This window comes from Bradyrhizobium sp. RDI18, from assembly GCF_043203335.1.
Classification (GTDB): Bacteria; Pseudomonadota; Alphaproteobacteria; order Rhizobiales; family Xanthobacteraceae; genus Bradyrhizobium; species Bradyrhizobium retamae.
This window is the reverse complement of record NZ_JBICRN010000008.1, coordinates 721,360-744,569: the sequence shown is the minus strand read 5'-3', so window position 1 is coordinate 744,569 and position 23,210 is coordinate 721,360. Positions and strand designations below refer to the sequence as shown.

The window sequence follows — 23,210 nt, the reverse complement described above, 5'->3', positions numbered from 1 at the left end:
CCAAACCTCGTCGTTTCCGCGTCACGCGGAGACTTCGATCCGTCACGTCGCTCCGTCCTTGTTGGACGAGAAACGACCAACCCAGCCCGCGACCCGCGCGCGCAAAAGACCGAAAAGCAGCGCCATTCCGTTCAGCTCGACCGCCGTGGCGTCACCCGGTGACGTACCCGACAGGCGGCGGTCGAGATTGCCGGCAAACTCCGCGATCAATCGTGCCGCAAGATCGCGCACCAGCCCCGGCCTCCCGACCTGCGCCAGCATGCCCGTCAGCGTATATCCGATGGAAAGATCGACACGTGTCCCCCGCTCGATCGGCACCAGCCGATAACGAATTTCTCCCTGCGTCGAAGACCGGCTGCGCCGGTCGTTGCCGATGCCGACAATGCGGCCGGACATATCGGCGGGGCTTCGCTCGACGCGTGCGGCGCCCTGGAACGTCGCGGCGATCGGACCGATCCTGACACGGATCGCTCCTTCGACGCGCTCGGGCTTCGGGGATCCCGTCAACGATGCGCCGGGAAGGCAGGCTGCGACGGCTGCGATGTCGTTGAACAGCGCAAACACCTGCTCGGGCGGGTGCGCAACGCTGAACTGCTGCTTCAGGACAGTGGCCGGAGTGAAGTCCGAATCGCAGGAACCGAACTGGCTGTTTCAGACGACGTTTGTTCGCTTGCTGCCGGCCGAATGCGTTCGACCCGGTCGGCACCGTCATGCACGCGTCGACCTGAGCCGGCGGGACCCAGGATCTTTCGGCCTCCGTCCGGTTCGGGCGCGATATCGCGGGCGCGCCGCGCTGCGATCACGGCCTGGACCGCCCGCACGATGCCGACATAGCCGGTGCACCGGCACAGATTGCCGCTCAAACCAACGCGGATCAGGCGCTCGTCGGCTTGCGGCAGACGCATCACCAAATCGCGCGCCGAGACCAGCATTCCCGGTGTGCAGTATCCGCACTGCAGCGCATGCTCGCGGGTGAAGGCCGCGCGCAGTTCCGTCGTAACCTCGTCCTCATCGAGTCCTTCGATCGTGGTGACCTCTGCCCCTTCGCAGGCCACCGCATAGGTGATGCACGAACGCGCCGGCACACCGTCGAGCAACACGGTGCACGCCCCGCAGACGCCGTGCTCGCAACCGAGATGGGTGCCGGTCAGATCCAGCTTCTCGCGAACGAAGTCTGCAAGATGGGTGCGCGGCTCAGCAAGAGCCCGCACCGCGCGTTGGTTCACGGTAAGTGCAATCATGTTCATGCGGCGGCCTCGCTGACCGCGCGCTTGAGCACGTTCACATGAATATGGCGATGCACCGCATTCGAGACGCCCGCCTTTGCCAGCAGGACGTCAGCTACACGCGCGTCGAAGCGATCCTTGTAGTCGGCGGCAACGCGTCCGCCGAACAATTCCGCCGCATTCGTGATGACGATCGGTGCGGAATCGATCGCACCAATCACGACGCGGGCGGTTGCGGCGCTCGGATCGATCAGGATTGCGCCGATCGCATGCGCGAACTCGCCTGTCTTGCGGCAACTCTTGGCATAGCCCCAGCGCGCCGATGCCGGCATCGCCGGGACGTGAATGGTCTCGACGATCTCGCCTTCGCGCAGCGCAGATTCGAGCGCACCGACGATGAAGTCCTCCATCGCCACCATGCGCGCGCCCGAAAGGCTTCGCAGCGTCAATCGCGCGCCGAGCGCCGAGAGCGCAGACACCCAGTCTGCCGCAGGATCTGCGTGGCTGAGCGATCCGCCGACCGTGCCGCGATTGCGCACGGCGCGGTAGGCGATGTTGCCGGCAACGCCCTGCATGGCGCCGCGCGTGACGTCCGGAATGCGTCCGTCTTCGATGTCGGCGTGCGTGACACAGGCCCCGAGCACGAGTTCATCGCCACGCCGCTCGGCCTGCTTGAGTTCGGCAAGACCCGTGATGTCGACGATCAGTTGCGGCTCCACCAGCCGCAGATTGAGCATGGGACCAAGCGACTGGCCGCCGGCAATGATCTTGGCGGAAGTTTTGGCTTCGCCGAGCACGGCAAGTGCCGCCTGCAAGTCGCGTGGCCGTTCGTAGCCGAAAGGCGCCGGTTTCATGCCGCCGACCTTTCTGCGTCGCGCGCGGCCAGAACCGCCTCGACGACGCGATATGGCGTAATCGGCGACTGCATCACTTCCACGCCAAGCGGCCGAAGCGCGTCGTTGATGGCGTTGGCGATCGCGGCTGGCGGAGCGATCGCGCCGCCCTCGCCGATGCCCTTCACGCCAAACTGCGTATAGGGCGACGGCGTCTCCATGTGATCGAGACGCGGCGCCGGCACTTCGGTCGGCCCCGGCGGTAGATAGTCTGCGAGCGTCGTCGCCAGCGGCTGGCCGGCCGCATCGAACGGCATCTCCTCGTACAACGCAGTACCGATGCCCTGGGCCAGACCGCCATAGATCTGGCCATCTACGACCATCGGATTGACGAGAACGCCGCCGTCCTCGACGATGACGTAATCAAGGATCTCGACCTCTCCGAGATCCGGATCGACGGCGACGACCGCGGCATGCGCGGCATAGCTGAATGTCCCGGTATCGCGCTGCGGCTTGTAGCCTGCCGTAACCTCCAACCCGCCGGGGTCGACGTCAGCAGGCAGATCCTGCGGCCGGCGATACCAGGTATGGGCGATCTCCTTCAAAGTGACGCTGCCGTTGACGCCGCGCACTTCGCCTTTCTGCAGCACCACCGCAGCCGGATCGTGCTGCAGCAGCTTGGCACCGATGCGTCTGGTGCGCTCGCCCAGCTCACGACAGGCGGTTGCGACGGCGCCACCCGCCATCACCATTGAACGCGAGCCCCACGTGCCGGTCGAGTACGGCGTCATCGCCGTGTCGCCGTGGATCAGGCGCACCTTGGCGACGTCGACGCCCAGCATCTCGTGAGCCACCTGGGCCAGCGTCGTCTCCATGCCCTGCCCATGCGAATGCACTCCGACCCTCAGTTCGAGGCCGCCGTCCGGCGTCAGACGCGCCGAGGCCTGTTCGTGGCCGGGCACCATCGGAATGCCCCAGCCGGAATAGACCGACGTTCCATGCGCGGCCTGCTCACAATAGATGGAGACGCCGACGCCGATCCGGCGTCCATCTGCCTCGCCCTTGCGCTGGCGCTCCCGCACGCCTTTGATGTCGATAGACGTCAGGGCGCGGCGCATCGCCTCGAGATAATCGCCGCTGTCGAAGTGCTTGTTGGTGATGTTGTCGAATGGCATCTGCTCCGGCCGCACCAGATTGCGCAGCCGCACTTCGCCCGGCTCCAGCCCGGCTGCCGCCGCGACCAGGTCGAGCATCAGTTCCAGCGCGAAGCAGACCCCGGTTCGCGCCACGCCGCGATAGGGCAGGATCGGACACTTGTTGGTCGCGACCGAAAACGTCCGGCAGCGATAGGCCGGCATCAAATAAGGTCCCGGCAGGATACTGGCGACCTGCGCCGCCTCAAGGCATGCCGAGAACGGATAGGACGAGTAAGCGCCGGAATCGACGGTCGCTTCGCAGTCGATGCCCCGCAGCCGCCCGTCGCGATCGGCATAGACGGTGATCCTGTAATGGTGCTCGCGGCAGTTGGAGCTGGCGATGAGATGCTCACGGCGGTCCTCGGTCCAGCGCACCGGATGGCCGCGACGCATCGTCAGCCAGGAAAGGCAGACTTCTTCCGGCAGCAAGATCCCCTTGTGTCCGAAGCCGCCGCCGACGTCGGGCGAAACGATCCGGATTCGGCCCTGCTCCATGCCGAGGCATTCGGCAAGCCCGCTCCGCGTGACATGCGGCATCTGGGCCGAGGAATATAGCGTGAGCTGGTCGAGACGGTGATCGAAGGTCGCGACCACCCCGCGCCCCTCGAGCGGCGACATGCACTGCCGCGCGGTCGATATCTCGCGCGACACCTTGATCGGCGCATCGAACGCCTTGGAGATGTCGACCTCGAAGTTGGTTTCGAGAAAGACGTTGTCACCCCAATGCTCGTGCACCAGCACTGAGCCCGGCTCGCGCGCTTTTCGCATGTCATGGACGGCGGGAAGCTCTTCCAGATCGAGCGTCACCGCCGCCGCAATGTCCTCGGCCTCGGCACGCGTCGGCGCCACGCACATGGCGATGAGTTCGCCAACCTGACGCACCTTGCCGGTGGCGAGCACCGGCTGCTCGGAAATCTTGAATCCCGGCAGCCCTGAAACCGCGCGGATCGGATTGACGTCGGCAAGATGCGCCGCAGTGAAAACGCAGCCGCGATAGCGCTCTGGCACGTGAATGCCACGGACCAGCGCATGCGCCAAAGGGCTGCGCACAAACGCGACATCCTGCAGCCCGGCAAGGCGGATGTCGGCCACGAACTGGCCGCGGCCCCGCATCAGCCGATCGTCTTCCTTTCGCGGCAACCGAGCGCCGACGCCTTGTCCGGCGCCCGCTCCGCCTGCGGAAGGAAACTCGCGCTCATTGCGCACGGTGACGTTCTCCCCGATCGAACTGGCGCTGACCTAGCTACGCCGCAACGGCCTGCGGCAGAATTGGCGCCACTGCGTCGTATCGCGCACCGGCGCGCAGACAGAACTCAGGCTGCAGCAGGCGCTCGGCGATGACTTCATTGTTCTCATTGTCGCGAAGGGCAAATCGTCCGGTTCGCTCCGTGATCACCGAGACGTCGGCGTCCCTGCCAATCTTGAGGGCGCCGATTTCGTCAGCGCGGCCGAGCATCCTAGCCGGGTTGGATGTGACCATCGGCACGACCTGCTTAAGCGCGAGGCCGAGAGCCATCATCGAGCTCATCGCCTGAACCAGGCTGAACTTCGCCTGGCCGGCGAAGGGATGATTTTCGTCATCCTCGTGCTGGTCCGGGGTGCCGGCGGGCGCAGGCACATGGGTGTTGTAGCCGTGAATGTCCGCACCGAGGGTGGTGGGAATAATGCCGGCGGCAATCGCTTTTTGGCGAGACGATAAGAGAAGTGGCTGCCGTGACCGACGTCGACCTTCAAGCCGCGATCGAGCGCCGCCTGAATCACCGGATGCACTTCACCCTCACGGTTGACGAAGCCTCCGGGATGGCGCGTGAACGGATGCGCCAGCACGTCGCCCTCGCGCAGCAAAGGAATCACGCGCGCCAGAATCGTATCGACGTCTTCGCCGTTAGTGCCGCTTTCGGGCAGGCCCCAGAGCTGGCCGAAATGCACATAGACCGGCAGATCGGCGCGGCGTCCGATCTCGGCCGCCATTTCGATGACGCGAATGCCCCAGCGCGCGAAACCGCCGATCTCGGCATGGGCCTTGATGCCGCGAACAACATCGAGATTGGCCGTCGCCGCCTTCACCGTGGCGTCGATATCGACACCTTCGGGACTATAGAGTTGCGGATAGTAATGACCCTCGAGCCCGCCCACCAGGTAAGCCGACAGGAACGCATAAACGCGCGACTTCGCAGGCTCGGCGACAAAATGCCGGAAGCCGGGCAGCGTCATGCAGGACGGACCGCCCTGATCGACCAACGTCGTCACGCCGGACTGAACGCCCACCATGTCGGCATTCATGCCGAAGCGGCCGGTGACATACTGATAGACATGCGCGTGCGTATCGATCAGTCCGGGCAATACCAGCTTGCCAGTCACGTCGATCACCTCTTTGGCGCTGGTCGGTAAGATGTCGGGCTGCACGGCCGCGATCTTGCCGTTGCGAATGGCGACGTCCCTGATGCCATCGATGCCCGAAGCCGGGCAGATCACGCGGCCGCCGCGCAGAAGCTGGTCGAAGGTGGCGCTGATCGACATGAACAATCTCCCCTGTCTTCGCCGGCGGCGCTACCCGCCCTCGTCAGAATACGAAGCATACTTCGTATTTTACAAGAGCAAACTTCATGCCATGATCTTCCCCGTGGCGAAACCGATCGAATCGAGCTATTCGCGCTGACGTTCCGAGGCTGGGAGAGTGCGTTGCGGAAGGCAAAAAAGCGTCATGGCGAGACCAGACATCGCCCGTGGCCGCTGTCAGAACGACCGGGCTTTCTGATCCGGCGGCTGCATCAGATTCATGTCGCGCTGTTTCAGGAAGCATGCGGAGACTTCGAGGTGACGCCGCTGCAATACAGCCTGCTTTCGGCACTTGCGGCGCGGAAAACCGCCGATCAGACCACGTTAGCGGCCGATATCGCGCTGGACAGGACGACGACGACCGGAGCGCTCAAGCGGCTGGCCGCCCGCAATTTCGTCGAAAGAGCCGTGGATGACGAGGACCGCCGCGCGCGGCTCTGTAAATTGACCCCGGCGGGAGCGGCGCTTCTGGCAAAAATCGAGGCCTCAGCACGGGCCGCACACCGCGCCACGCTCGACAATTTAAGCGAACGGGAGCAAGCCGCATTCGTCGACATGATGCAGCGCATCGTCGCGGCGCACTCCAATCGCGACAGCGCTACTGCCCTATTCGATTGAGAACCACGGTGCCATCTGCCGCCTTTTTAGCGCGAGCTGCATAATTTGTAATCACGCGAAACCAGCGCTTTATTCCATCGGACGCAGCGGAACGCCGCTACAACCGATCGATCGAAAGCGGCTCTTGCGGGCCTCGTGGCAGTCATCAGGTCGCGAATGCAGCCAGCTCCGGCTCGATATGCGGCACGGCTTCGACCAGTTCGCGTGTGTAAGCGGTTTTCGGATTGTCGAACATCGCGCGGCTCTCGCCCTGTTCGACGATACGACCATTTTGCAGCACGATGGTCCGATCGCACATCATGCGAACGACGTTGAGGTCGTGGCTGACGAAGAGGAACGCCAAGTCATCCTCGCGGCGCAACCGGTCGAGCAGTTGCAGCGCCACCGCCTGCACCGAAACGTCGAGCGCCGCCGTCGGCTCGTCCAGCACCAACAGGCGCGGCCGGCAGGCGATGCCGACGCGCGCCTTCTGGCCGCCCGAAATCTGATGCGGAAAGCGCGTCAGCAGTTCGATCCCGAGTCCCACGCGTTGCGCGCACTCCTCCACCCGCTGCCACAACGCGTCGCCCGGGCGCATGCCGCCGAGCCGCAGCAGCGGCCAGCGTTCGTCAATCTGCATTGGAGCTCGCCGATTTCATCGCTGGTAGGAACCCCGCTTCCCACTCACAATGCAGTTCCAGGCGAAACACAAAGCCCCGAGGCCGGTTGGTTCAAGCCGGCCGCAACGGAGGTCCTCATCATGCAAGAACGCGTCAGTCGCCCGACCGAATCTCGCGCCATTCCATTTGACACCGCCAAGCTCGATTCCCTTATGGAAGCGGCCGGTCTCGATATCCTCGTCGCGACGTCGAAGCACAATGTCCAATACCTGCTCGACGCGGAGCGCGCGATCTTCTTCGACTACATGGACGCGCTCGGCGTCAGCCGGTACCTGCCCGTCCTGATCTACCCGAAGGGCGCGTCCGACAAGGCGGCCTATGTCGGGCACCGGCTGGAAACGCACCAGCGGGCCGTGGCGCCACTTTGGGTTCCGCAAGTCCGCACCGAGGGCAACGGCTCGTTGGATGCCGTTTCGCTGGCGGCAAGCCTGATCAAGAGCGCGGGCGTACCGATGAAGCGCATCGGCGTCGAAATGCCGTTCCTGCCGATGGATGCCGGCAGGGCTCTTTCGGACGCCCTGCCCGATAGCGAGATCAAGGATGCGCTGTTGGTGCTCGAGCGCCTGCGTGCCGTGAAGTCGCCGGCGGAGCTGGCCAAGCTGAAAAAGGCTTCGGAATTGGTGATCGAATCCATGGACAAGGTGATCGCAAACCACGGCCCGGGCACCACCAAGCAGCAGCTTTTCGACGCACTGAGGATCGCAGAGGTCAAGCGCGGATTGACTTTCGAGTATTGCCTGCTGGCCTGCGGCGCCAGCCACAACCGGGCGCCTTCCGCCGACCGCTGGGAAAGCGGCGACGTGCTGTCGCTGGATTCCGGCGGCAACTATCACGGCTATATTGGCGACCTCGCGCGGATGGCCGTGCTGGGCGAACCGGACAGCGAGCTCAAGGACCTGCTGGCCGAAATCGAAGCCATCCAGCGGGCCACGTTCGCCGCGGTGCGGCCGGGCGCGATGGGCGGCGAAATCTATGCCGCGGCGGAAAAGCGGCTCGCGCAGTCGAACCAGCGCGACTGCACCGACTTCCTGGCGCACGGCATGGGGTTAGTCAGCCACGAGGCCCCTCGCCTGACGGCCAAGGGCCCTATTCCCTACGATGACCCGGACGCGCGCCGGCCCTTGGAGCCCGGCATGGTGGTGTCGATCGAAACGACGATGAAGCACCCACGCCGCGGCTTCATCAAGCTGGAGGACACGGTTGCAGTGACCGCAACCGGCTACGAGATCTTCGGCGAAGGCAGCCGCGGCTGGAATATTGGAGGCAGCGCAGTGGCGCGGTGAGGTTGTTCGTTGGGCCTTTGAAGTCAAAAAAGGCCCAACTTCACGGCAGCGCAGTGGACCGCCGCGGGCGCCGGCAAGCCATTGGCCGAAGACCATGTGACTTGAAGGTTGCGACGACCGTCGCGCGATGCGCGGTCGTGCGCGAACGCTAGCTTGCGCCTCAGCCCTTTTCGACGTCTCCGCCTGCGTCCAACCAGCCTTTGAAGCCGCCGAGATTGCGTACGTTGCCGTAACCCATATCCTTCAGCGTCTTTCCCACCAACGCGGAACGCCCGCCGGATGCGCAGTAAGCAATAACCGTCTTGGCCCGGTCGAAGGCCTTATCATGCATCGCTGAGGCAGGATCCGCCTTGAACTCCACGAGGCCGCGCGGTATGGCGACGGCACCCGGAACTTTTCCAGAGGCAGTAACTTCCGCCGGCTCCCGAACGTCGAGAAAAAGCACATCGGCCCTCCCCAGCAATCCCTTGGCTTCATCGGGACTGATACGCGGGACTTCAGCATCGGCTTCGGCGAGCATCGCCTGTACGGTTTTCATTGGGCCTTCTCCATATGTGGGCTCGCCAGCAATGGCGGTGTATAATCTAAGCTCCCGCAAGGCACTCAATGCTCGCAGGCTGCAAGGGGCAAATAGCCCATCCTGTTTTGATTTCGATCATGCAATTGAAGGATGCTGCGCTATATTCTTGGGTGTGGCAATCCCACGGGTTGTCGCGGTAGATCTGGCCAGCGCGGCCATACTGCGCTATTTCCCCCTGAACTTCGGTTTGCGTCGCTCCAGAAACGCTGCCACGCCTTCCTTGTGATCCTCGGTCATGCTCGCCAGCGCAAACTGGTCGACGTCCATGTGGCTGGCGAGATCATCGAGCGCGTGCGCAAGGCGATTGACCGTCAGCTTGGTCATGGCGACGGATAGCGGCGGCTGAGCGGCGATTTTGGCGGCGAGCGCCATCGCTGCGTCGAACGCCTTGCCGGGATCAGCGACCTCCTCCACCAGGCGCCATTCGTAAGCCTCGGCAGCAGTGATGCGCTGGTCGGCCAGGATTACGGCCTGCTTGGTGCGGGCCGGTCCCATCAGATGCAGCATGCGCGGCACGCTCTGCCAGCTCATGTTCATGCCAAGCCCGATCTCGGGCACGCGCATATGGGCATCTCTGGCCATCACCCGGAAATCCAGCGCGACCGCCAGCGCCACGCCGCCGCCGACGCAAAAGCCCTCGATGGCGCCGATCGTGATCTGCTCCATGTCCTGCCAGGCCTGGGTCAGCCGCGGCCCAAGCTTCAAGTGCCGGCGCAAGGCTCCGAGGTCCATGGTCTTGCGCGAACGACCCTCGGGGTCCTTGAGATCAAAGCCGACGCTGAACGACTTTGCGCCGCCGGTCAGCACCACGACAGAGGTGTCGCCATCATCTTCAAAACTGCGAGCAGCAGCAGTGAGCTGGCGCAGCGCCTCCGGCGACAACGCGTTGATGCCGTCGCCGCGGTCGAAACGCACCACAGCGATACGGCCGTCCGGCCCGAGGCCTTTTTCAATCGTCACTAACCCGGTCAATCCATCGCTCCCTGTCCGTCATCTTTTCGAAAGTTTAGACCAGAAAGAATTCCGGCGAACCTGAATCCTTCGTCGGTTCCTGTTCGTCTTGTTCGCGAAACCGCGGACTTCCTGCCTCGACATAGCCCGGATTTTGCGCCTATCCTGACGCCATGAGCGACCATGACCACGACACCCATCATCACCACCACGACCACTCCGAACTCTCGGAGACCGAGCTGCGCGTGCGCGCACTGGAATCGATCCTCACCGAAAAGGGCTATGTCGATCCGGCCGCGCTCGACCTCCTGATCGATCTCTATGAAAAGAAAATCGGACCGCGCAACGGCGTTCGCGTGGTCGCCAAGGCATGGAGCGATCCCGCCTACCGCGAACGGCTGATGAAGGACGCAACGGCTGCGATTGCAGAACTCGACTATTCCGGCCGCCAGGGCGAGCACATGGTCGTCGTGGAGAACACGCCCGAGCAGCACAACATGGTCGTGTGCACACTGTGCTCCTGCTACCCGCACCCCGTGCTGGGGCTTCCGCCAGTCTGGTACAAATCCGCGCCCTATCGCTCGCGCGCCGTCTCCGATCCGCGTGGCGTGCTCAGGGATTTCGGCGTGACGCTGCCGGACACCTCCAAAATCCGGGTCTGGGATCGACCGCCGAAATCCGCTACCTCGTGCTGCCGATGCGCCCTGAGGGTACTGAGGGCTGGAGTGAACAACAGCTCGCCGAACTCGTCACCCGAGACAGCATGATCGGTACCGGCCTGCCCAAACAGCCCCGTGAGGCTGCCTGATGGATGGCGCGCATGACATGGGCGGCGCCAAGGGTTTTGGGCCCGTCGTGCCCGAGCCGAACGAGCCGGTGTTTCATGCTGACTGGGAGCGCCGGGCCTTTGCGCTGACGGTTGCCATGGCGCGCCCGGGCGGCTGGAACATCGATATGTCGCGGTTTGCGCGCGAGAACCGGTCGCCCGATGATTACCTCAGCAAGAGCTATTTCGAATTATGGCTGGCCGGGCTGGAAACGCTGATGATCGAGCGCGGGCTGGTGACGCGCGAGGAAATCGAGGCGGGCAAAGTGCTGTCGCCGCCTAAGCCCGGCGTCAAGCCGATCGCTCCAAATGAGGTCACGCCGGCGATCCGCCGCGGCGGCCCGACCGAACGCGAGGCGAAAGCGCCTGCGATGTTTGCGGTCGGCGACACCGTGCGGATGAAAGACATCCACCCAGTGACGCATACGCGGCTGCCGCAATATGTCCGTGGCCATCTCGGCACCATCGAGCTCAATCACGGCTGCCACGTGTTTCCTGACACCAATTCGCTTGGCCGGGGCGAAGACCCGCAATGGCTCTACACCGTGCGTTTCGACGGGCCGGAATTGTGGGGCAAGGACGGCGACCCGACGCTCAGCGTCTCTGTCGACGCCTGGGAATCCTATCTGGAGCGCGTGTGATGGATTTGACCCCGCAGCAGGCAATGCGCGCCGCGGTCGCCGTTCCCGGCGTGCCGCGCGATGAAGACGGCCCGGTGTTTCGCGAGCCGTGGGAAGCGCGTGCCTTTGCGATGGCACTGGCGCTGCATGAGGCCGGCATCTTCACCTGGAACGAATGGGCGGAGACGCTGGGGGCGCAAATCAAGCGCGCGCAGGCCGAAGGCGATCCAGATACGGGCGAGACCTACTACCGGCACTGGCTCGCGACGCTGGAAACCCTCGTCGCCGCCAAGGGCGTCACGACGTCAGATGTCCTGCATCGCTACCGTGACGCCTGGGATCACGCCGCCGACCGCACGCCCCACGGCGCGCCGATCGAGCTGACGGCGGAGGATTTTGGGAAGTAGCCACCGCCCGCTTTCGCAGGCCACGACAAGCGAACGCACGGCGCAAGTCCCGCCCGACTACGCCCCCGCATATTCCCGCCAGCCCTTCGCCCGCAGCGTACAAGCCGGGCATTCGCCGCAGCCATAACCCCAATCGTGCTGCGCGCCGCGCTCGCCGAGATAGCAGGTGTGGGAATGCTCGCGGATCAGATCGACCAGTCCTGCTCCGCCGAGTTCATGCGCAAGCTTCCAGGTGGATGCCTTGTCGAGCCACATCAGCGGCGTATGCAGCTCAAAATTCTTCGCCATGCCGAGATTGAGTGCGGACTGCAGCGCCTTGATGGTCTCGTCGCGGCAGTCTGGATAGCCGGAGTAATCGGTCTCGCACATGCCGCCGACGATGTGGCGGATGCCACGCCGGTACGCCAGCGCCGCGGCGAAGGTGAGAAACACCAGGTTACGGCCTGGCACGAAGGTGTTGGGTAAGCCGTCGGCGCCCATTTCGATCGCGACATCGCGGGTCAGCGCGGTATCGGAAATCTCTGCAAGCGTCGGGATCTCCAGCGTGTGGCTCTCGCCGAGTTTTGTCGCCCAATCCGGCCGCAACGACCTTAAGCCCGACAGCAGCCGGTCGCGGCACTCGAGCTCGATGGCGTGGCGCTGGCCGTAGCTGAAGCCGAGCATTTCGACGCGCGCAAAGCGCCGCAGGGCCCAGGCCAGGCAGGTGGTGGAATCCTGCCCGCCGGAAAACAGCACCAGCGCGGTTTCGGACGGTGATTGGTCGCTCATGACGGGCAATTAGCACTCCCGCGCCCCAAGGCCAACCGGTGGAAATTGCCTCGATTTTAACCTGTTCCGCTGGGATCGGTCGACCGCTTGCGGCATAAAGCGGCCTGCCCTCCAAGCGATGGAAATCCCATGACCCCTTCCCGCGATATTTCCCGCCTCATCGAGATCATGGCGGCGTTGCGCACGCCGGTCACGGGCTGCCCGTGGGACCTCGAACAGAACTTTGCGACGATCGCGCCCTACACCATCGAAGAAGCCTATGAGGTGGCCGATGCGATCACACGCGGCGATCTCGATGATCTCCGCGAGGAACTCGGCGATCTCCTGCTGCAGGTCGTCTATCACGCCCGCATGGCGGAAGAGCAAAACGCCTTTTCCTTCGGCGATGTGGTCGAGGCGATCACAGGCAAGCTGATACGCCGTCATCCGCATGTGTTCGCCGACAAGGACGGCAACATCGCTCCCGCGGGCGTCAAGAGCGCGTGGGAACGCATAAAGGCTGAGGAAAAGGCCGAGCGCGCGGCGCGGCGGCCGCCGGAGGAGACCGCGCACAGATCGCTGCTCGCAACCGTCAAGGCCGGCCAGCCGGCGCTGACGCGCGCGATGGAATTGCAGCGCAAGGCCTCAACCGTCGGCTTCGACTGGAACGATCCCCGCGCAGTCCTGCACAAGATTCGCGAGGAGGCTGACGAGATCGAAGCAGCCCTCGACAGCGGCAAGCCTGACGAACTCGCGGCCGAAACCGGCGATCTCCTGTTCGCGCTGGTCAATCTGGCGCGGCATGTCGGCGCCGATCCCGAAACCGCGCTGCGCGGCACCAACGCCAAGTTCGAGCGCCGCTTTGCCTATATCGAGCGCGTACTGGCGGCCAAAGGCCGCTCGCTCGCGGACGCATCGCTCGCCGAAATGGATGCGTTGTGGGATGAAGCCAAGGAAGCTGAACAGCCGGCCGCCTCAGCCTCAGCGCGGAGTGATCGGAGATAGGACGCGCGTTCGCGCGACAATTACGCCACCCGCGGAACGGCATCAAACCGCGACACCACGATATCGCGCTTGGTCTCGTCGACGCGCACCGTCATGTCGAAGCGTCCGTCGCGGAGTTCCTTGTTGAGCACTTCGGCATTGCGATGCAGCCAACTGATGCCGGCGCCGTCGGAAGCGTCGATGGAGAGGTCGAGCGTCGTGCGCGTCGCCGCCAGGCGGTCCTCGATCGCGGTCAGCAACGCATCGATCCCCTCGCCTGACGCGGCGGAGACCAGGAAGCATGGCCGTTCCGGCGGGCGACGCGCGGCGATGTTGCGCAGGTTCTCACGTTCCTCGGGATCGAAGCGATCGATCTTATTCCAGACCTCGAGGATACGTGCGCCGGCATCCGGATCGATGCCGAGCTGACGCAGCACGGCATCAACGTCGCGCTCCTGCGCCTCCGCGTCTTCATGCGAGATGTCGCGGACGTGGAGAATGATATCGGCCTCCAGCACCTCTTCCAGCGTGGCGCGGAAGGCGGCGACGAGCTGCGTAGGCAAGTTGGAGATGAACCCGACGGTGTCCGAGAGCATCGCCTTGCCGCCATGCGGCAGGCTCAGCGCGCGCAAGGTCGGATCCAGCGTCGCAAACAGCATGTCGGCCGCCTGCACGTCGGCGCGTGTGAGCCGGTTGAATAGAGTCGATTTGCCGGCATTGGTGTAGCCGACCAGCGCAACCACGCGATACGGCACCCGCTGCCGGCCGGCGCGATGCAGCCGCCGCGTCGCCTGCACCTTCTTCAGTTCATTTTCCAGCCGCGTGATGCGGTCGCCGATCAGGCGGCGGTCGGCCTCGATCTGGGTCTCGCCGGGGCCGCCCATGAAGCCGAAACCGCCGCGCTGGCGCTCCAGATGGGTCCAGGACCGCACCAGACGGCTGCGCTGATAGTTCAGGTGCGCGAGCTCGACTTGCAGCGCGCCTTCTTTGGTCTTGGCGCGGCGGCCGAAAATTTCCAAAATCAGCCCGGTGCGGTCGAGCACCTTGGTGTTCCAGGCCTTCTCGAGGTTGCGCTGCTGGATCGGCGACAACGCGCAATCCATCACCACCAGCTCGATGTCATGGCCTGCGATCAGGCCCGTGATCTCCTCGACCTTGCCCTTGCCGAGGTAAGTCGCTGGACGGATCTGGGTCACCGGCGCAATCAGCGCATCGGCGATCGCGAGGTCGATGGCACGCGCCAGACCCGTGGCTTCCTCGAGCCGGGCCTCGAAATCGCGCGCAGCCTCGTTCGCCTGCGCATCGGCATCGCCGCGGCGCATTCGCAAATATGGGCCGATGACGATCACCCGCCCGCTTTGTTTGGCCCCCGCCGACCGCGGACGGTCGACGCTCCCTTCACGGTCGAAGGGTTCCAATCAGTTCACTCTCAAGCCGGAGCATCCTCGCCGCCCTCGAACAACTGGATCGGAGCGCCGGGCATGATGGTCGAGATCGCATGCTTGTAGACTAGCTGCGAGTGGCCGTCGCGCCGAAGCAGCAAGCAGAAATTGTCGAACCAGGTGACTATCCCCTGCAGCTTTACTCCGTTGACCAGAAAGATCGTCAGTGGCGTTTTTGTTTTACGAACGTGATTTAGGAAGGTGTCTTGTAGATTTTGTGCGCGGTCTGCCGCCATTGTTTTTGTCCCGCCGTCTTGTGCTTCTTTTTTATTAAGCCGGTTGTTACTCTCTCACGGAGCCTGCTCCGACCTGCCGGCCCACCCTGAGATCCCCCTCCGGTCGGCTCGGCAGCACGATTAGAGGGTACGCGCGGTTATTAGGCAAGCCAGTTCGGGCGCCACCGGCGCGGAACCCAGTGGCCATTCTCCGCAAGTGTCCGGAAAGAGATAAATATTCCCAAGCAGATGCATGGATCGGAGAGACCCCAATGGCTTGGGCGCGCGTTCGATCTGAATCGCATAAGCGATTCAATCAGCGTCAAGCGATTCAATCAGCCTCAGCCAACACCCAGTGCCTTGAGCTTGCGGTGCAGCGCCGAACGCTCCATGCCGACGAATTCGGCCGTACGCGAAATATTGCCCGAGAACCGGCTGATCTGCGCGATCAGATAGTCACGCTCGAACACTTCCCGCGCCTCGCGCAGCGGCAAGCCCATGATGTGCTCGCCATTGTTGCTGGTCGGCATCGCCGGCACCATCGAGCCGACGTCCTGAGGCAGCATATCGGCCGTGATGATCGCTTCCGGTCCGCCGCCGGCCAGAATCATGACGCGCTCGACATTGTTCCGGAGCTGGCGGACGTTGCCGGGCCAGACATGGGACTGCAATACGGCCATTGCATCCTGGCCGATCTGCCGCTTCGGCAAGCCCGTCGCCGCCGATATCTGGTCCATGAAATAATCGATCAGTTCGGGGATGTCCTCGCGGCGTTCCGACAGCGGGGGAACACGGATCGGCACCACTGACAGTCGATGGTAGAGATCCTCCCGGAATCGCCCTTCCGCGATCTCCTCCTCCAGATTGCGCGCGGTCGAGGAGATGATTCGGACGTCGACATGAATCTTGGCGGCACCTCCCGAGCGTTGAAAGGTCTGATCGACCAGTACGCGCAGGATCTTGTTTTGGGTTTCGCGCGGCATGTCGGCGATTTCGTCGATGAACAGCGTGCCGCCGTGTGCCTCTTCCAACGCGCCAGGCTTGCGCGGCTGCTCGCCGTTCGTCTGCTCGATGCCGAACAGCTCGACTTCCATCCGTTCCGGGGTGATCGCCGCGGCGTTGATGACGACGAACGGGCCTTCTGCACGGCTCGATGCATTGTGCAGCGTGCGCGCAGCCAATTCCTTGCCCGAACCGGAGGGGCCGACGATCAGGATACGGCTGTTGGCCTTGGCGGCGCGGTCGATGGTCTGGCGCAACTGGTTCATGCAGGCGGAGCGTCCGGTGAGAACGCTCGCGGTGGGAGCCAGTTGCTTGAGTTCCTTCACCTCGCGCTTGAGGCGCGAGGTCTCCAGCGCCCGCGTCGCCACCAGGATCAGGCGGTCGGACTTGAACGGCTTTTCGATGAAGTCATAGGCGCCCCGCTTGATCGCCGCCACCGCGGTCTCGATGTTGCCGTGGCCGGAGATCATCACCACCGGAACGTCGGCGTGCTCCTTCTTGATTTGCTCGAGAAGTTGCAGGCCGTCGAGCTTGGAGCCCTGCAGCCAGATATCGAGAAACACCAGATGCGGGCGGCGGTTGGCGACCTCAGCCAACGCCGAATCGCTGTCGCGCGCGGTACGGGTATTGAAGCCTTCGTCTTCCAGGATGCCCGCAACGAGGTCACGAATATCGGCTTCGTCGTCGACAATCAGAATGTCACTGGCCATGGGTTACACCTGCCTTGTCAGTTGCCCGTTGCGGCTTCGGTTTTTGTTCATCATTGGTCGCGGATGCCGCCTCATTGGTTTCGTCAATCTGTGGTTTTGCCTCCGGAGCCGGTTGCTTCGGCGCATGGCCGGATACGGCGAACCGCAGCCGCATCCAGGCGCCGCGCTGTCCGGGGCGGAAATCAGAGGCGTCCTTGAGCTCGATGCGGCCGCCATGGTCTTCCAGGACGCGGCCGACGATGGCAAGCCCGAGACCGGTGCCCTTCTGGCGCGTCGTCACATAGGGCTCCAGCAACCGCGCGCGGCTCACTTTCGGCAGGCCGATACCGTTGTCGATCACGTCGATCACGATGTCGTCGTTTTCGCGCGCGGCGATGACGTCGATGCGTCCCTTGCCGAGTTCTTCCGGCGGCACCTGCTCGATCGCCTCCGTCGCGTTCTTGATGATGTTGGTCAGCGCCTGGGAGATCAACCGGCGATCGAACTGCGCGCGCATCGGGTCCTGCTTGATATCGGCCTCGATATCGAGATCGGGATGTCCGACCTTCATCAGGAATACCGCCTGCCGCACGGTATCGGCGACGTCCTCGCCTTCCATGACCGGCTTTGGCATCCGCGCGAAGCGGAGAATTCATCGACCATCCGCCTGATGTCGTCGACCTGTCGCACGATGGTTTCGGTACATTGTTCGAAGATGTTCTTGTCTTCGGTGATGACCTTGCCGAATTTGCGGCGGATGCGTTCGGCCGAAAGCTGGATCGGCGTCAGCGGATTCTTGATCTCATGGGCGATGCGGCGCGCCACGTCGCCCCATGCCGAGGTACGTTGCGCCGAGACGAGCTCCGTGATGTCGTCGAGCGTGATGATGTAGCTGTCGCGCGAGTGGCTGGTCTGCTCGGCGCTGACGCGGACCGACAGGTTGCGCTCGTGGCCGTCGCGGGTGATCGTGATCTGGCCTTGCACCAGGCGCTGCGTCCCCTCACGCGCGGTCTTCATCATGTCGTCGAGCTCGGGCAGCACGTCCGACAGCGGATGGTCCAGCGTCTCCGATTCCGCATGGCCGATCAGTTTCTCGGCCGAGCGATTCAGAATGCCGACGCTGCCCGAAGCGTCGACGCCGATGATACCGGCGCTGGCCGAGGACAGCACCGCCTCGATGAAGCGGCGTCGGCTGTCGATCAGATCCGAGGCGCTGACCAGCTCGTCGCGCTGGGTGCGCAATTCGGCCGTCATCTTGTTGAAGGTCTCGCCGAGTTGGGCGAGATCACCCTCGGATTTATGGACAGGCACCTGGACATGCAGATCGCCGGTCGAAACGATGTTGGCCGCGCTCATTAGATTGCGGATCGGCGCCACCAGCCAGTTGGCGAAATTCAGCCCGATCAGCACCGACGCCATCAGAATGGTCAGCGCAATCACCGCAAACATCAGCGCGAAGGCGACCTGAATGCCGAGTCGACGGGCTTCGATCTGGGCATATTCGGCGACGCTGGCCTCGGTCTGCTTGAGCTGGCTGATCACACGCGGATCGAGCAGGCGTGCCACGTAAAGGAAGGTATCGTCAAAGGCGCGCAACCGGATCACCGCGGCCACATAATTGGCTTCGGGAAAGACCGCGATCGGCGGCTCATCTTCATTGACGTTGCTGAGAAACTCCTGCGGCGGTGTCGTGAATTCCTGCTGGATTCCGGTCTTCGCCGTGACCAGGATGTTGCCATCCTTGTCAACCAGCATCGCGGCTGGCAGGTTTCGCGCGGCCGCATTCGCGGTCAGCAGTTCCTGAAACGACCGCCGGTCCTGATCATACAACGGTCGCGCACGGGCAATATCTTCCGTCATACCCAGGATGTCGCCACGGATAAGCCTTGCGTGCTCCTGCATGTAGGCACGGGCAACGGTCAGCGAGTTCTCTATGACCTCGCGTGTCGGACCCGAAAACAGCCGGTCGAGGCCGCGGTCGATGGTCACGTTGGCGACGATCGCGACGAGTACGGCCGGCAGCACGGCGATGATGGAGAACAGGCTGACGATCTGAACGTGCAGCCGTGCCGCGGCCCGGCCGCGCCGCCGCGCCTGGATCACCAGCCAGACTTCGCGGGCGATGATTGCGACCAGCAGAAGTGTGGTCGCTGCATTGATCAGCAGGAACGAATAGACAACCTGGCGGGTCGGCTCGATCGGCGTCAGGCCGGCCAAGACGATGAAGGTCAGAAATGCCGACAGCAGCGCGACGGCGACCGCAAACGGCGCCACCCACTTCCGCAGGATCCCCCCTCCGGATTCGGTAAGCGATGGGTCGAACGATGGTGCCGAGTTCGTCTCTGCGGTGGTCATTCCGGCAATTCGGTGAGGGCCCGCCAGGTGCGGACTGATGCATTCATATCACAATGTTGCCGAATTGCGACAATTCCACGGCGAATCCGACCGTTAAAGCGATCGATCCCCAGCGGGGGGTCACCCGTCTTTATTGCGGAAGGAAGCAGGTGCAATCGCTAGCCGCCGCTCCGATAGACCTGGATATCGAGATCCCTGATCTTCTTCCGCAGCGTATTGCGGTTGAGGCCGAGCAGGTCGGCCGCACGAATCTGGTTGCCGCGCGTGGCCGCCAGCGCCGCGGTGAGCAGCGGTATCTCGATTTCCTTGAGGATGCGGTGGTAGAGGCCCGGCGGCGGCACGCCGTTCGGAAAGCCCGAGAAATGCGAGGACAGGTAGGCCTCGACCGCGCCCCCGAGGTTTTCCACGCCGATCGGGGCGTTGCCGCCCGAGGTGACCGCCGGCGGCGCCAGCTCACCATCGATCACCGAGGCCGTAATGACGTCCTGCGGATAAAGCGCGGCCAGCCGGCGCGCGAGGTTTTCGAGCTCGCGCACGTTGCCAGGCCAACGGTGCTGCTTGAGCCGTTCCAGCGCCAGCGTGTCGAGCTTCTTCGGCGGCAAGCCGTCCTTTTCGGCGAGCGAAAAGAAGTGCCGGATGAGATCGGGCAGATCCTCGATCCGCTCACGCAACGGCGGCAGGCGCAGAGGCACCACGTTCAGGCGGAAGAACAAGTCTTCCCGGAACAGACCCTGCTGGATCAGGATGCGCAAATCCTTGTTGCTTGCCGCCACGATCCGTACGTCGGTCTTGATCGGGGTACGGCCGCCGACGGTGGTGTATTCGCCCTGCTGCAGCACCCGCAGTAGCCGCGTCTGCGCCTCCATCGGCATGTCGCCGATTTCGTCAAGAAACAGAGTGCCCCCCTCGGCCTGTTCAAACCGGCCTGAGGCGCGGGTGTTGGCGCCGGTGAACGCGCCGCGCTCGTGGCCGAACAACTCCGATCTCGATCAGATCGCGCGGGATCGCCGCCATGTTGACGGCGACAAACGGGCCGTTGCGGCGCTTGCCGTAGTCGTGCAGCGCGCGGGCAACCAGTTCCTTGCCGGTGCCGGACTCGCCGGAGATCATCACCGTGAGGTCGGTCTGCATCAGCCGCGCCAGCACGCGGTAGATCTCCTGCATCGCCGGAGAGCGGCCGACCAAGGGAATCGAATCGAATTCACCCTCGTCCGCGGCGCTCGTCACCCGCTCCTTCGGCTCGGCCAATGCGCGGCCAACGATGGTGATGAGTTCCTTGAGGTCGAAAGGCTTCGGCAGATATTCATAGGCGCCGCGTTCCGACGCCCGGATTGCCGTCATGAAGGTGTTTTGGGCGCTCATGACGATGACGGGAAGGTTCGGCCGCATCTTCTTGATGCGGGGCAAGAGATCGAACGCGTTCTCGTCCGGCATCACCACGTCGGTGATGACGAGATCGCCCTCGCCCTGGCTCACCCAGCGCCACAGCGTCGCGGCGTTCCCGGTCAGGCGCACTTCATATCCGGCGCGCGAAAGAGCCTGGTTCAAAACCGTGCGGATGGCGGTGTCGTCATCGGCAACGAGTATGCTACCTGCGGGCATTGCTATTCCTCATCTTGCGTCCTGTGAGGCAGGCGGCAGCGTACCCGGAACGCCGTCGCGGTTGCTTTGGTCGAACTGTTTGGCGGGATTGAACATCGGCATCAGCACCCGGAACGTCGTCTTCCGCGGCTGGGATCTCGCATTCGATGATGCCGCCGTGATCGCCGACGATTTTGGCAACCAGGGCGAGACCCAGCCCGCTCCCGGTCTGCTTCGTCGTCACGAAGGGATCGAACAGGTTCGGCAGCAAGTCTTCCGGCACGCCGGATCCATTGTCCTTGACGCAGAACTCCAGCGGCAACGATACCCGCGATTTCTTGCCCGGCACCGACAGGCGAACGCCGGGACGAAAGGCGGTGGTGAGCTGGATTTCCGCATCGCTGCCGAGATCGGCGACCGCTTCGGCGGCGTTCTTCACGAGATTGAGGAAGACCTGAATGAGCTGGTCCTGATTGGCCAGCACCGGCGGCAACGACGGATCGTAGTCCTCGATGAAACGAATGTTGCGGGCGAAGCCGGACTGCGCCAGCCGTTTGACGTGGTCGAGCACGGAATGGATGTTGACTGGCCCGCGCGCCACCGGGCGGTCGTCGCCGAACACCTCCATGCGGTCGACCAGGGTGACGATGCGGTCGGCCTCATCGCAGATCAGCCGCGTCAGCATGCGGTCTTCGGACGAGGCCGCCTGCTCCAGCAATTGCGCCGCGCCGCGGATGCCCGACAACGGGTTCTTGATCTCGTGCGCCAGCATCGCGGCCAGCGCGATTACCGAGCGCGCCGCGCTCCGGTGCGTCAACTGACGGTCCATCTTGTCGGCGATGGTGCGCTCCTGCAGCATCACGACGATGTGGCCGGGCCGTTCGGTGAGCGGCGCTACGTGCAGGTCGACCTGGCGATCGCCGCCGATGCGAGGCGTGCCGAGATCGACCTTATATTCGTTCACCGGCGAGCCGCTCGATCGCACCTGGTCGATAAGCGCCAGCAGTGGGCTGCCGAACGGCACCAATTCTTTCAGCGACTGCCGCCGCAGGAACTGCGTCGAAATCTCGAAGAAGGATTCGGCGGCGATGTTGGCGTCGATGATACGGCCGTCCGGCGCCACCAGCAGCACCGGGTTGGGCAGCGCGTTGAGAATGGCCTCGCTTTCGGAGGGCACGGCGCGGCGATATTCTGCGGCTGAATTCATGCAGCAGCACTCCATGCGAAATCGTCGAACGCGTCCTGCAGCGACCGGTGGACGCGGTGCGGATCCTCCGACGTCAGAATCTTTTGCCGCCAGCCCTTCAGCGTCTCCGCAGGCGCGCGGCTGCATTGCGCCGCCACCTCCAGCGCCCAGCCGAGATGCTTGCGCGCATGCTTGAGCCCGATGCGCAGTCCGTAATGGCTGCAGATTTCGTCGTAGAGTGCGCGCACATGCGCGAGTTGTTCGGCCAGCGACGGCGCAGTCTCAGCCTGTCCGGTCTCAAGCCGACGGCCGATCTGGCCCGGCAGCCAGGGCTGGCCCTGCGCACCGCGCCCGATCATCACGGCGTCCGCGCCCGACACTTCCAGTGCGCGGACCGACTGCTCGAATGAGGTGATGTCGCCGTTGACGACGAGCGGCACGGAAACCGCGTGCCTGACCGCGCGCACGGCGGTCCAATCGGCGACGCCCTTGTAAAACTGGCAGCGCGTGCGCCCGTGCACGGTGATCATCTGCACCCCGGCGGCTTCCGCGCGGCGCGCCAGCTCGGGCGCGTTGAGCGAGCGATCGTCCCAGCCGAGCCGCATCTTCAGCGTCACCGGCACCTTGACCGCCGCGATCGTGGCTTCGATCAGCTTGAGCGCATCATCGAGATCGCGCATCAGCGCCGAGCCGGACTGGCCGCCGGTGACATGACGCGCCGGACAGCCCATGTTGATGTCGATGATGTCGGCGCCGGCAGCCTCCGCAACCCTCGCCCCCTCCGCCATCCAATGCGCCTCGCAGCCCGCGAGCTGAACGACATGCGGTCCGACACCGGCTGTCTCGCAGCGCAGAAGCGACATCGGCCTGCCGTGCACGAGTTCGTCGCTGGCGGTCATCTCGGAAACGACCAGTCCGGCGCCGAGCGTGGCGGCAAGGCGTCGAAAGGGGGCATCGGTGACGCCGGACATCGGCGCCAGAAGGACCCGGTTAGCGACAGCAATCTCGCCTATTTTCAACGGCTTAGAGCGTGAACTTTCCGGGCCGGTCACGGCGTTCTCATGGTTGGGGCGGCGGCTTCATTGCAACCGTCGGCGCATATTGTGAGCACAAATCTTGGGCAGTCAAGCTTCTTGCCTACACTTTAGACAGATCTATCATTTGTGCAAGTGCACTGCAACAAAAACCGCTTTTCCCACAGCGCATGGGAAACGCTCTGTTTTTCCGTATCTGGCATGGTAAGGGCTGTGC

General features: G+C 63.9%; 14 protein-coding genes and 7 pseudogenes. 6 read left to right on the top strand and 15 right to left on the bottom strand.

Features of this window, described 5'->3' with window-relative positions:
- Window positions 1-42 precede the first annotated feature (42 nt).
- The 4 genes and pseudogenes from ACFXS9_RS12335 to ACFXS9_RS12320 form a co-directional block, all read right to left on the bottom strand.
- Window positions 43-1,247, bottom strand: a pseudogene (locus tag ACFXS9_RS12335) (2Fe-2S iron-sulfur cluster-binding protein).
- Window positions 1,244-2,080 carry an FAD binding domain-containing protein gene (locus ACFXS9_RS12330; protein WP_392689138.1) on the bottom strand — a complete coding sequence of 279 codons (837 nt, stop codon included), beginning with the start codon at window positions 2,078-2,080 and terminating at the stop codon, window positions 1,244-1,246. The pseudogene ACFXS9_RS12335 and the gene ACFXS9_RS12330 overlap by 4 nt, the downstream one beginning before the upstream one ends.
- The gene (locus ACFXS9_RS12325; RefSeq protein WP_392699748.1) at window positions 2,077-4,368 is read right to left on the bottom strand and encodes a xanthine dehydrogenase family protein molybdopterin-binding subunit; all 2,292 of its coding nucleotides are present in this window, start codon (window positions 4,366-4,368) and stop codon (window positions 2,077-2,079) included. Before ACFXS9_RS12325 ends, ACFXS9_RS12330 begins: the two co-directional genes overlap by 4 nt.
- Window positions 4,369-4,498: 130 nt before the next feature.
- Window positions 4,499-5,775: pseudogene (locus ACFXS9_RS12320) on the bottom strand (amidohydrolase/deacetylase family metallohydrolase).
- A gap of 297 nt (window positions 5,776-6,072) precedes the next feature.
- Here ACFXS9_RS12320 and ACFXS9_RS12315 point away from each other — a divergent pair.
- Window positions 6,073-6,432, top strand: coding sequence for a MarR family winged helix-turn-helix transcriptional regulator (locus ACFXS9_RS12315; RefSeq protein WP_392689135.1), 360 nt, complete (start codon window positions 6,073-6,075; stop codon window positions 6,430-6,432).
- Window positions 6,433-6,577: 145 nt separating this feature from the next.
- Here ACFXS9_RS12315 and ACFXS9_RS12310 read toward each other — a convergent pair.
- Window positions 6,578-7,030, bottom strand: a pseudogene (locus ACFXS9_RS12310) (ATP-binding cassette domain-containing protein); the annotation flags it as partial.
- 141 nt (window positions 7,031-7,171) lie between these two features.
- Between ACFXS9_RS12310 and ACFXS9_RS12305 the strand changes: the two are divergent.
- Window positions 7,172-8,374, top strand: coding sequence for a M24 family metallopeptidase (locus ACFXS9_RS12305; protein ID WP_392689133.1), 1,203 nt, complete (start codon window positions 7,172-7,174; stop codon window positions 8,372-8,374).
- Between the two features lie 160 nt (window positions 8,375-8,534).
- On the opposite strand, the gene ACFXS9_RS12300 is transcribed toward ACFXS9_RS12305, so the two are convergent.
- Both ACFXS9_RS12300 and ACFXS9_RS12295 read right to left on the bottom strand, forming a co-directional pair.
- Window positions 8,535-8,912: a rhodanese-like domain-containing protein gene (locus ACFXS9_RS12300; RefSeq protein ID WP_392689130.1), complete on the bottom strand. Its 378-nt coding sequence runs from the start codon at window positions 8,910-8,912 to the stop codon at window positions 8,535-8,537.
- A 207-nt stretch (window positions 8,913-9,119) separates the two neighbouring features.
- Window positions 9,120-9,926 (bottom strand): enoyl-CoA hydratase/isomerase family protein, encoded by an 807-nt coding sequence (locus ACFXS9_RS12295; protein ID WP_392689127.1) that lies wholly within the window; start codon window positions 9,924-9,926, stop codon window positions 9,120-9,122.
- Between the two features lie 152 nt (window positions 9,927-10,078).
- On the opposite strand from ACFXS9_RS12295, the pseudogene nthA reads away from it, so the two are divergent.
- The 3 genes and pseudogenes from nthA to ACFXS9_RS12280 all read left to right on the top strand — a co-directional run bounded on the left by nthA (window position 10,079) and on the right by ACFXS9_RS12280 (window position 11,758).
- A pseudogene (gene nthA, locus ACFXS9_RS12290) lies at window positions 10,079-10,713 on the top strand (nitrile hydratase subunit alpha).
- Entirely contained in the window at window positions 10,713-11,372 is a 660-nt protein-coding gene (gene nthB / locus ACFXS9_RS12285) for a nitrile hydratase subunit beta (protein ID WP_392689125.1), read from the top strand. The pseudogene nthA and the gene nthB overlap by 1 nt, the downstream one beginning before the upstream one ends.
- On the top strand, window positions 11,372-11,758 hold the full coding sequence (locus ACFXS9_RS12280; RefSeq protein ID WP_392689122.1) for a nitrile hydratase accessory protein: 387 nt from the start codon (window positions 11,372-11,374) through the stop codon (window positions 11,756-11,758). The genes nthB and ACFXS9_RS12280 overlap by 1 nt, the downstream gene beginning before the upstream one ends.
- A gap of 57 nt (window positions 11,759-11,815) precedes the next feature.
- Here ACFXS9_RS12280 and queC read toward each other — a convergent pair whose 3' ends face one another.
- A complete protein-coding gene (gene queC / locus ACFXS9_RS12275; RefSeq protein WP_392689119.1) occupies window positions 11,816-12,526 on the bottom strand; it encodes a 7-cyano-7-deazaguanine synthase QueC in 711 nt (236 codons plus the stop codon).
- 129 nt (window positions 12,527-12,655) lie between these two features.
- Here queC and mazG point away from each other — a divergent pair, with 129 nt between their 5' ends.
- Window positions 12,656-13,510, top strand: coding sequence for a nucleoside triphosphate pyrophosphohydrolase (mazG, locus tag ACFXS9_RS12270; RefSeq protein ID WP_392689116.1), 855 nt, complete (start codon window positions 12,656-12,658; stop codon window positions 13,508-13,510).
- A gap of 20 nt (window positions 13,511-13,530) precedes the next feature.
- On the opposite strand, the gene hflX is transcribed toward mazG, so the two are convergent.
- The 7 genes and pseudogenes from hflX to dusB form a co-directional block, all read right to left on the bottom strand.
- Window positions 13,531-14,907, bottom strand: a complete 1,377-nt coding sequence (gene hflX, locus ACFXS9_RS12265) for a GTPase HflX (RefSeq protein WP_392689113.1) — start codon at window positions 14,905-14,907, stop codon at window positions 13,531-13,533.
- Window positions 14,908-14,918: 11 nt separating this feature from the next.
- The gene (gene hfq, locus ACFXS9_RS12260; RefSeq protein ID WP_006020546.1) at window positions 14,919-15,167 is read right to left on the bottom strand and encodes an RNA chaperone Hfq; all 249 of its coding nucleotides are present in this window, start codon (window positions 15,165-15,167) and stop codon (window positions 14,919-14,921) included.
- 320 nt (window positions 15,168-15,487) lie between these two features.
- Window positions 15,488-16,858 carry a sigma-54 dependent transcriptional regulator gene (locus ACFXS9_RS12255; protein ID WP_028346102.1) on the bottom strand — a complete coding sequence of 457 codons (1,371 nt, stop codon included), beginning with the start codon at window positions 16,856-16,858 and terminating at the stop codon, window positions 15,488-15,490.
- Window positions 16,848-19,192 (bottom strand): annotated as a pseudogene (locus tag ACFXS9_RS12250) (ATP-binding protein). Before ACFXS9_RS12250 ends, ACFXS9_RS12255 begins: the two are co-directional and overlap by 11 nt.
- Before the next feature lie 158 nt (window positions 19,193-19,350).
- Window positions 19,351-20,794 (bottom strand): annotated as a pseudogene (gene ntrC, locus ACFXS9_RS12245) (nitrogen regulation protein NR(I)).
- Between the two features lie 9 nt (window positions 20,795-20,803).
- Window positions 20,804-21,980, bottom strand: a pseudogene (locus tag ACFXS9_RS12240) (nitrogen regulation protein NR(II)).
- Entirely contained in the window at window positions 21,977-22,978 is a 1,002-nt protein-coding gene (dusB, locus tag ACFXS9_RS12235; protein ID WP_392699746.1) for a tRNA dihydrouridine synthase DusB, read from the bottom strand. The pseudogene ACFXS9_RS12240 and the gene dusB overlap by 4 nt, the downstream one beginning before the upstream one ends.
- Window positions 22,979-23,210: the final 232 nt, after the last annotated feature.

What these genes read in the sequence shown, in the direction of transcription:
- ACFXS9_RS12280 (WP_392689122.1), top strand. Translation starts at nt 11,372, where the DNA reads ATGGATTTGACCCCGCAGCAGGCAATGCGCGCCGCGGTCGCCGTTCCC.
- ACFXS9_RS12330 (WP_392689138.1), bottom strand. Translation starts at nt 2,080, where the DNA reads ATGAAACCGGCGCCTTTCGGCTACGAACGGCCACGCGACTTGCAGGCG.
- queC (WP_392689119.1), bottom strand. Translation starts at nt 12,526, where the DNA reads ATGAGCGACCAATCACCGTCCGAAACCGCGCTGGTGCTGTTTTCCGGC.
- nthB (WP_392689125.1), top strand. Translation starts at nt 10,713, where the DNA reads ATGGATGGCGCGCATGACATGGGCGGCGCCAAGGGTTTTGGGCCCGTC.
- hfq (WP_006020546.1), bottom strand. Translation starts at nt 15,167, where the DNA reads ATGGCGGCAGACCGCGCACAAAATCTACAAGACACCTTCCTAAATCAC.
- mazG (WP_392689116.1), top strand. Translation starts at nt 12,656, where the DNA reads ATGACCCCTTCCCGCGATATTTCCCGCCTCATCGAGATCATGGCGGCG.
- ACFXS9_RS12300 (WP_392689130.1), bottom strand. Translation starts at nt 8,912, where the DNA reads ATGAAAACCGTACAGGCGATGCTCGCCGAAGCCGATGCTGAAGTCCCG.
- ACFXS9_RS12305 (WP_392689133.1), top strand. Translation starts at nt 7,172, where the DNA reads ATGCAAGAACGCGTCAGTCGCCCGACCGAATCTCGCGCCATTCCATTT.
- ACFXS9_RS12255 (WP_028346102.1), bottom strand. Translation starts at nt 16,858, where the DNA reads ATGGCCAGTGACATTCTGATTGTCGACGACGAAGCCGATATTCGTGAC.
- ACFXS9_RS12325 (WP_392699748.1), bottom strand. Translation starts at nt 4,368, where the DNA reads ATGCGGGGCCGCGGCCAGTTCGTGGCCGACATCCGCCTTGCCGGGCTG.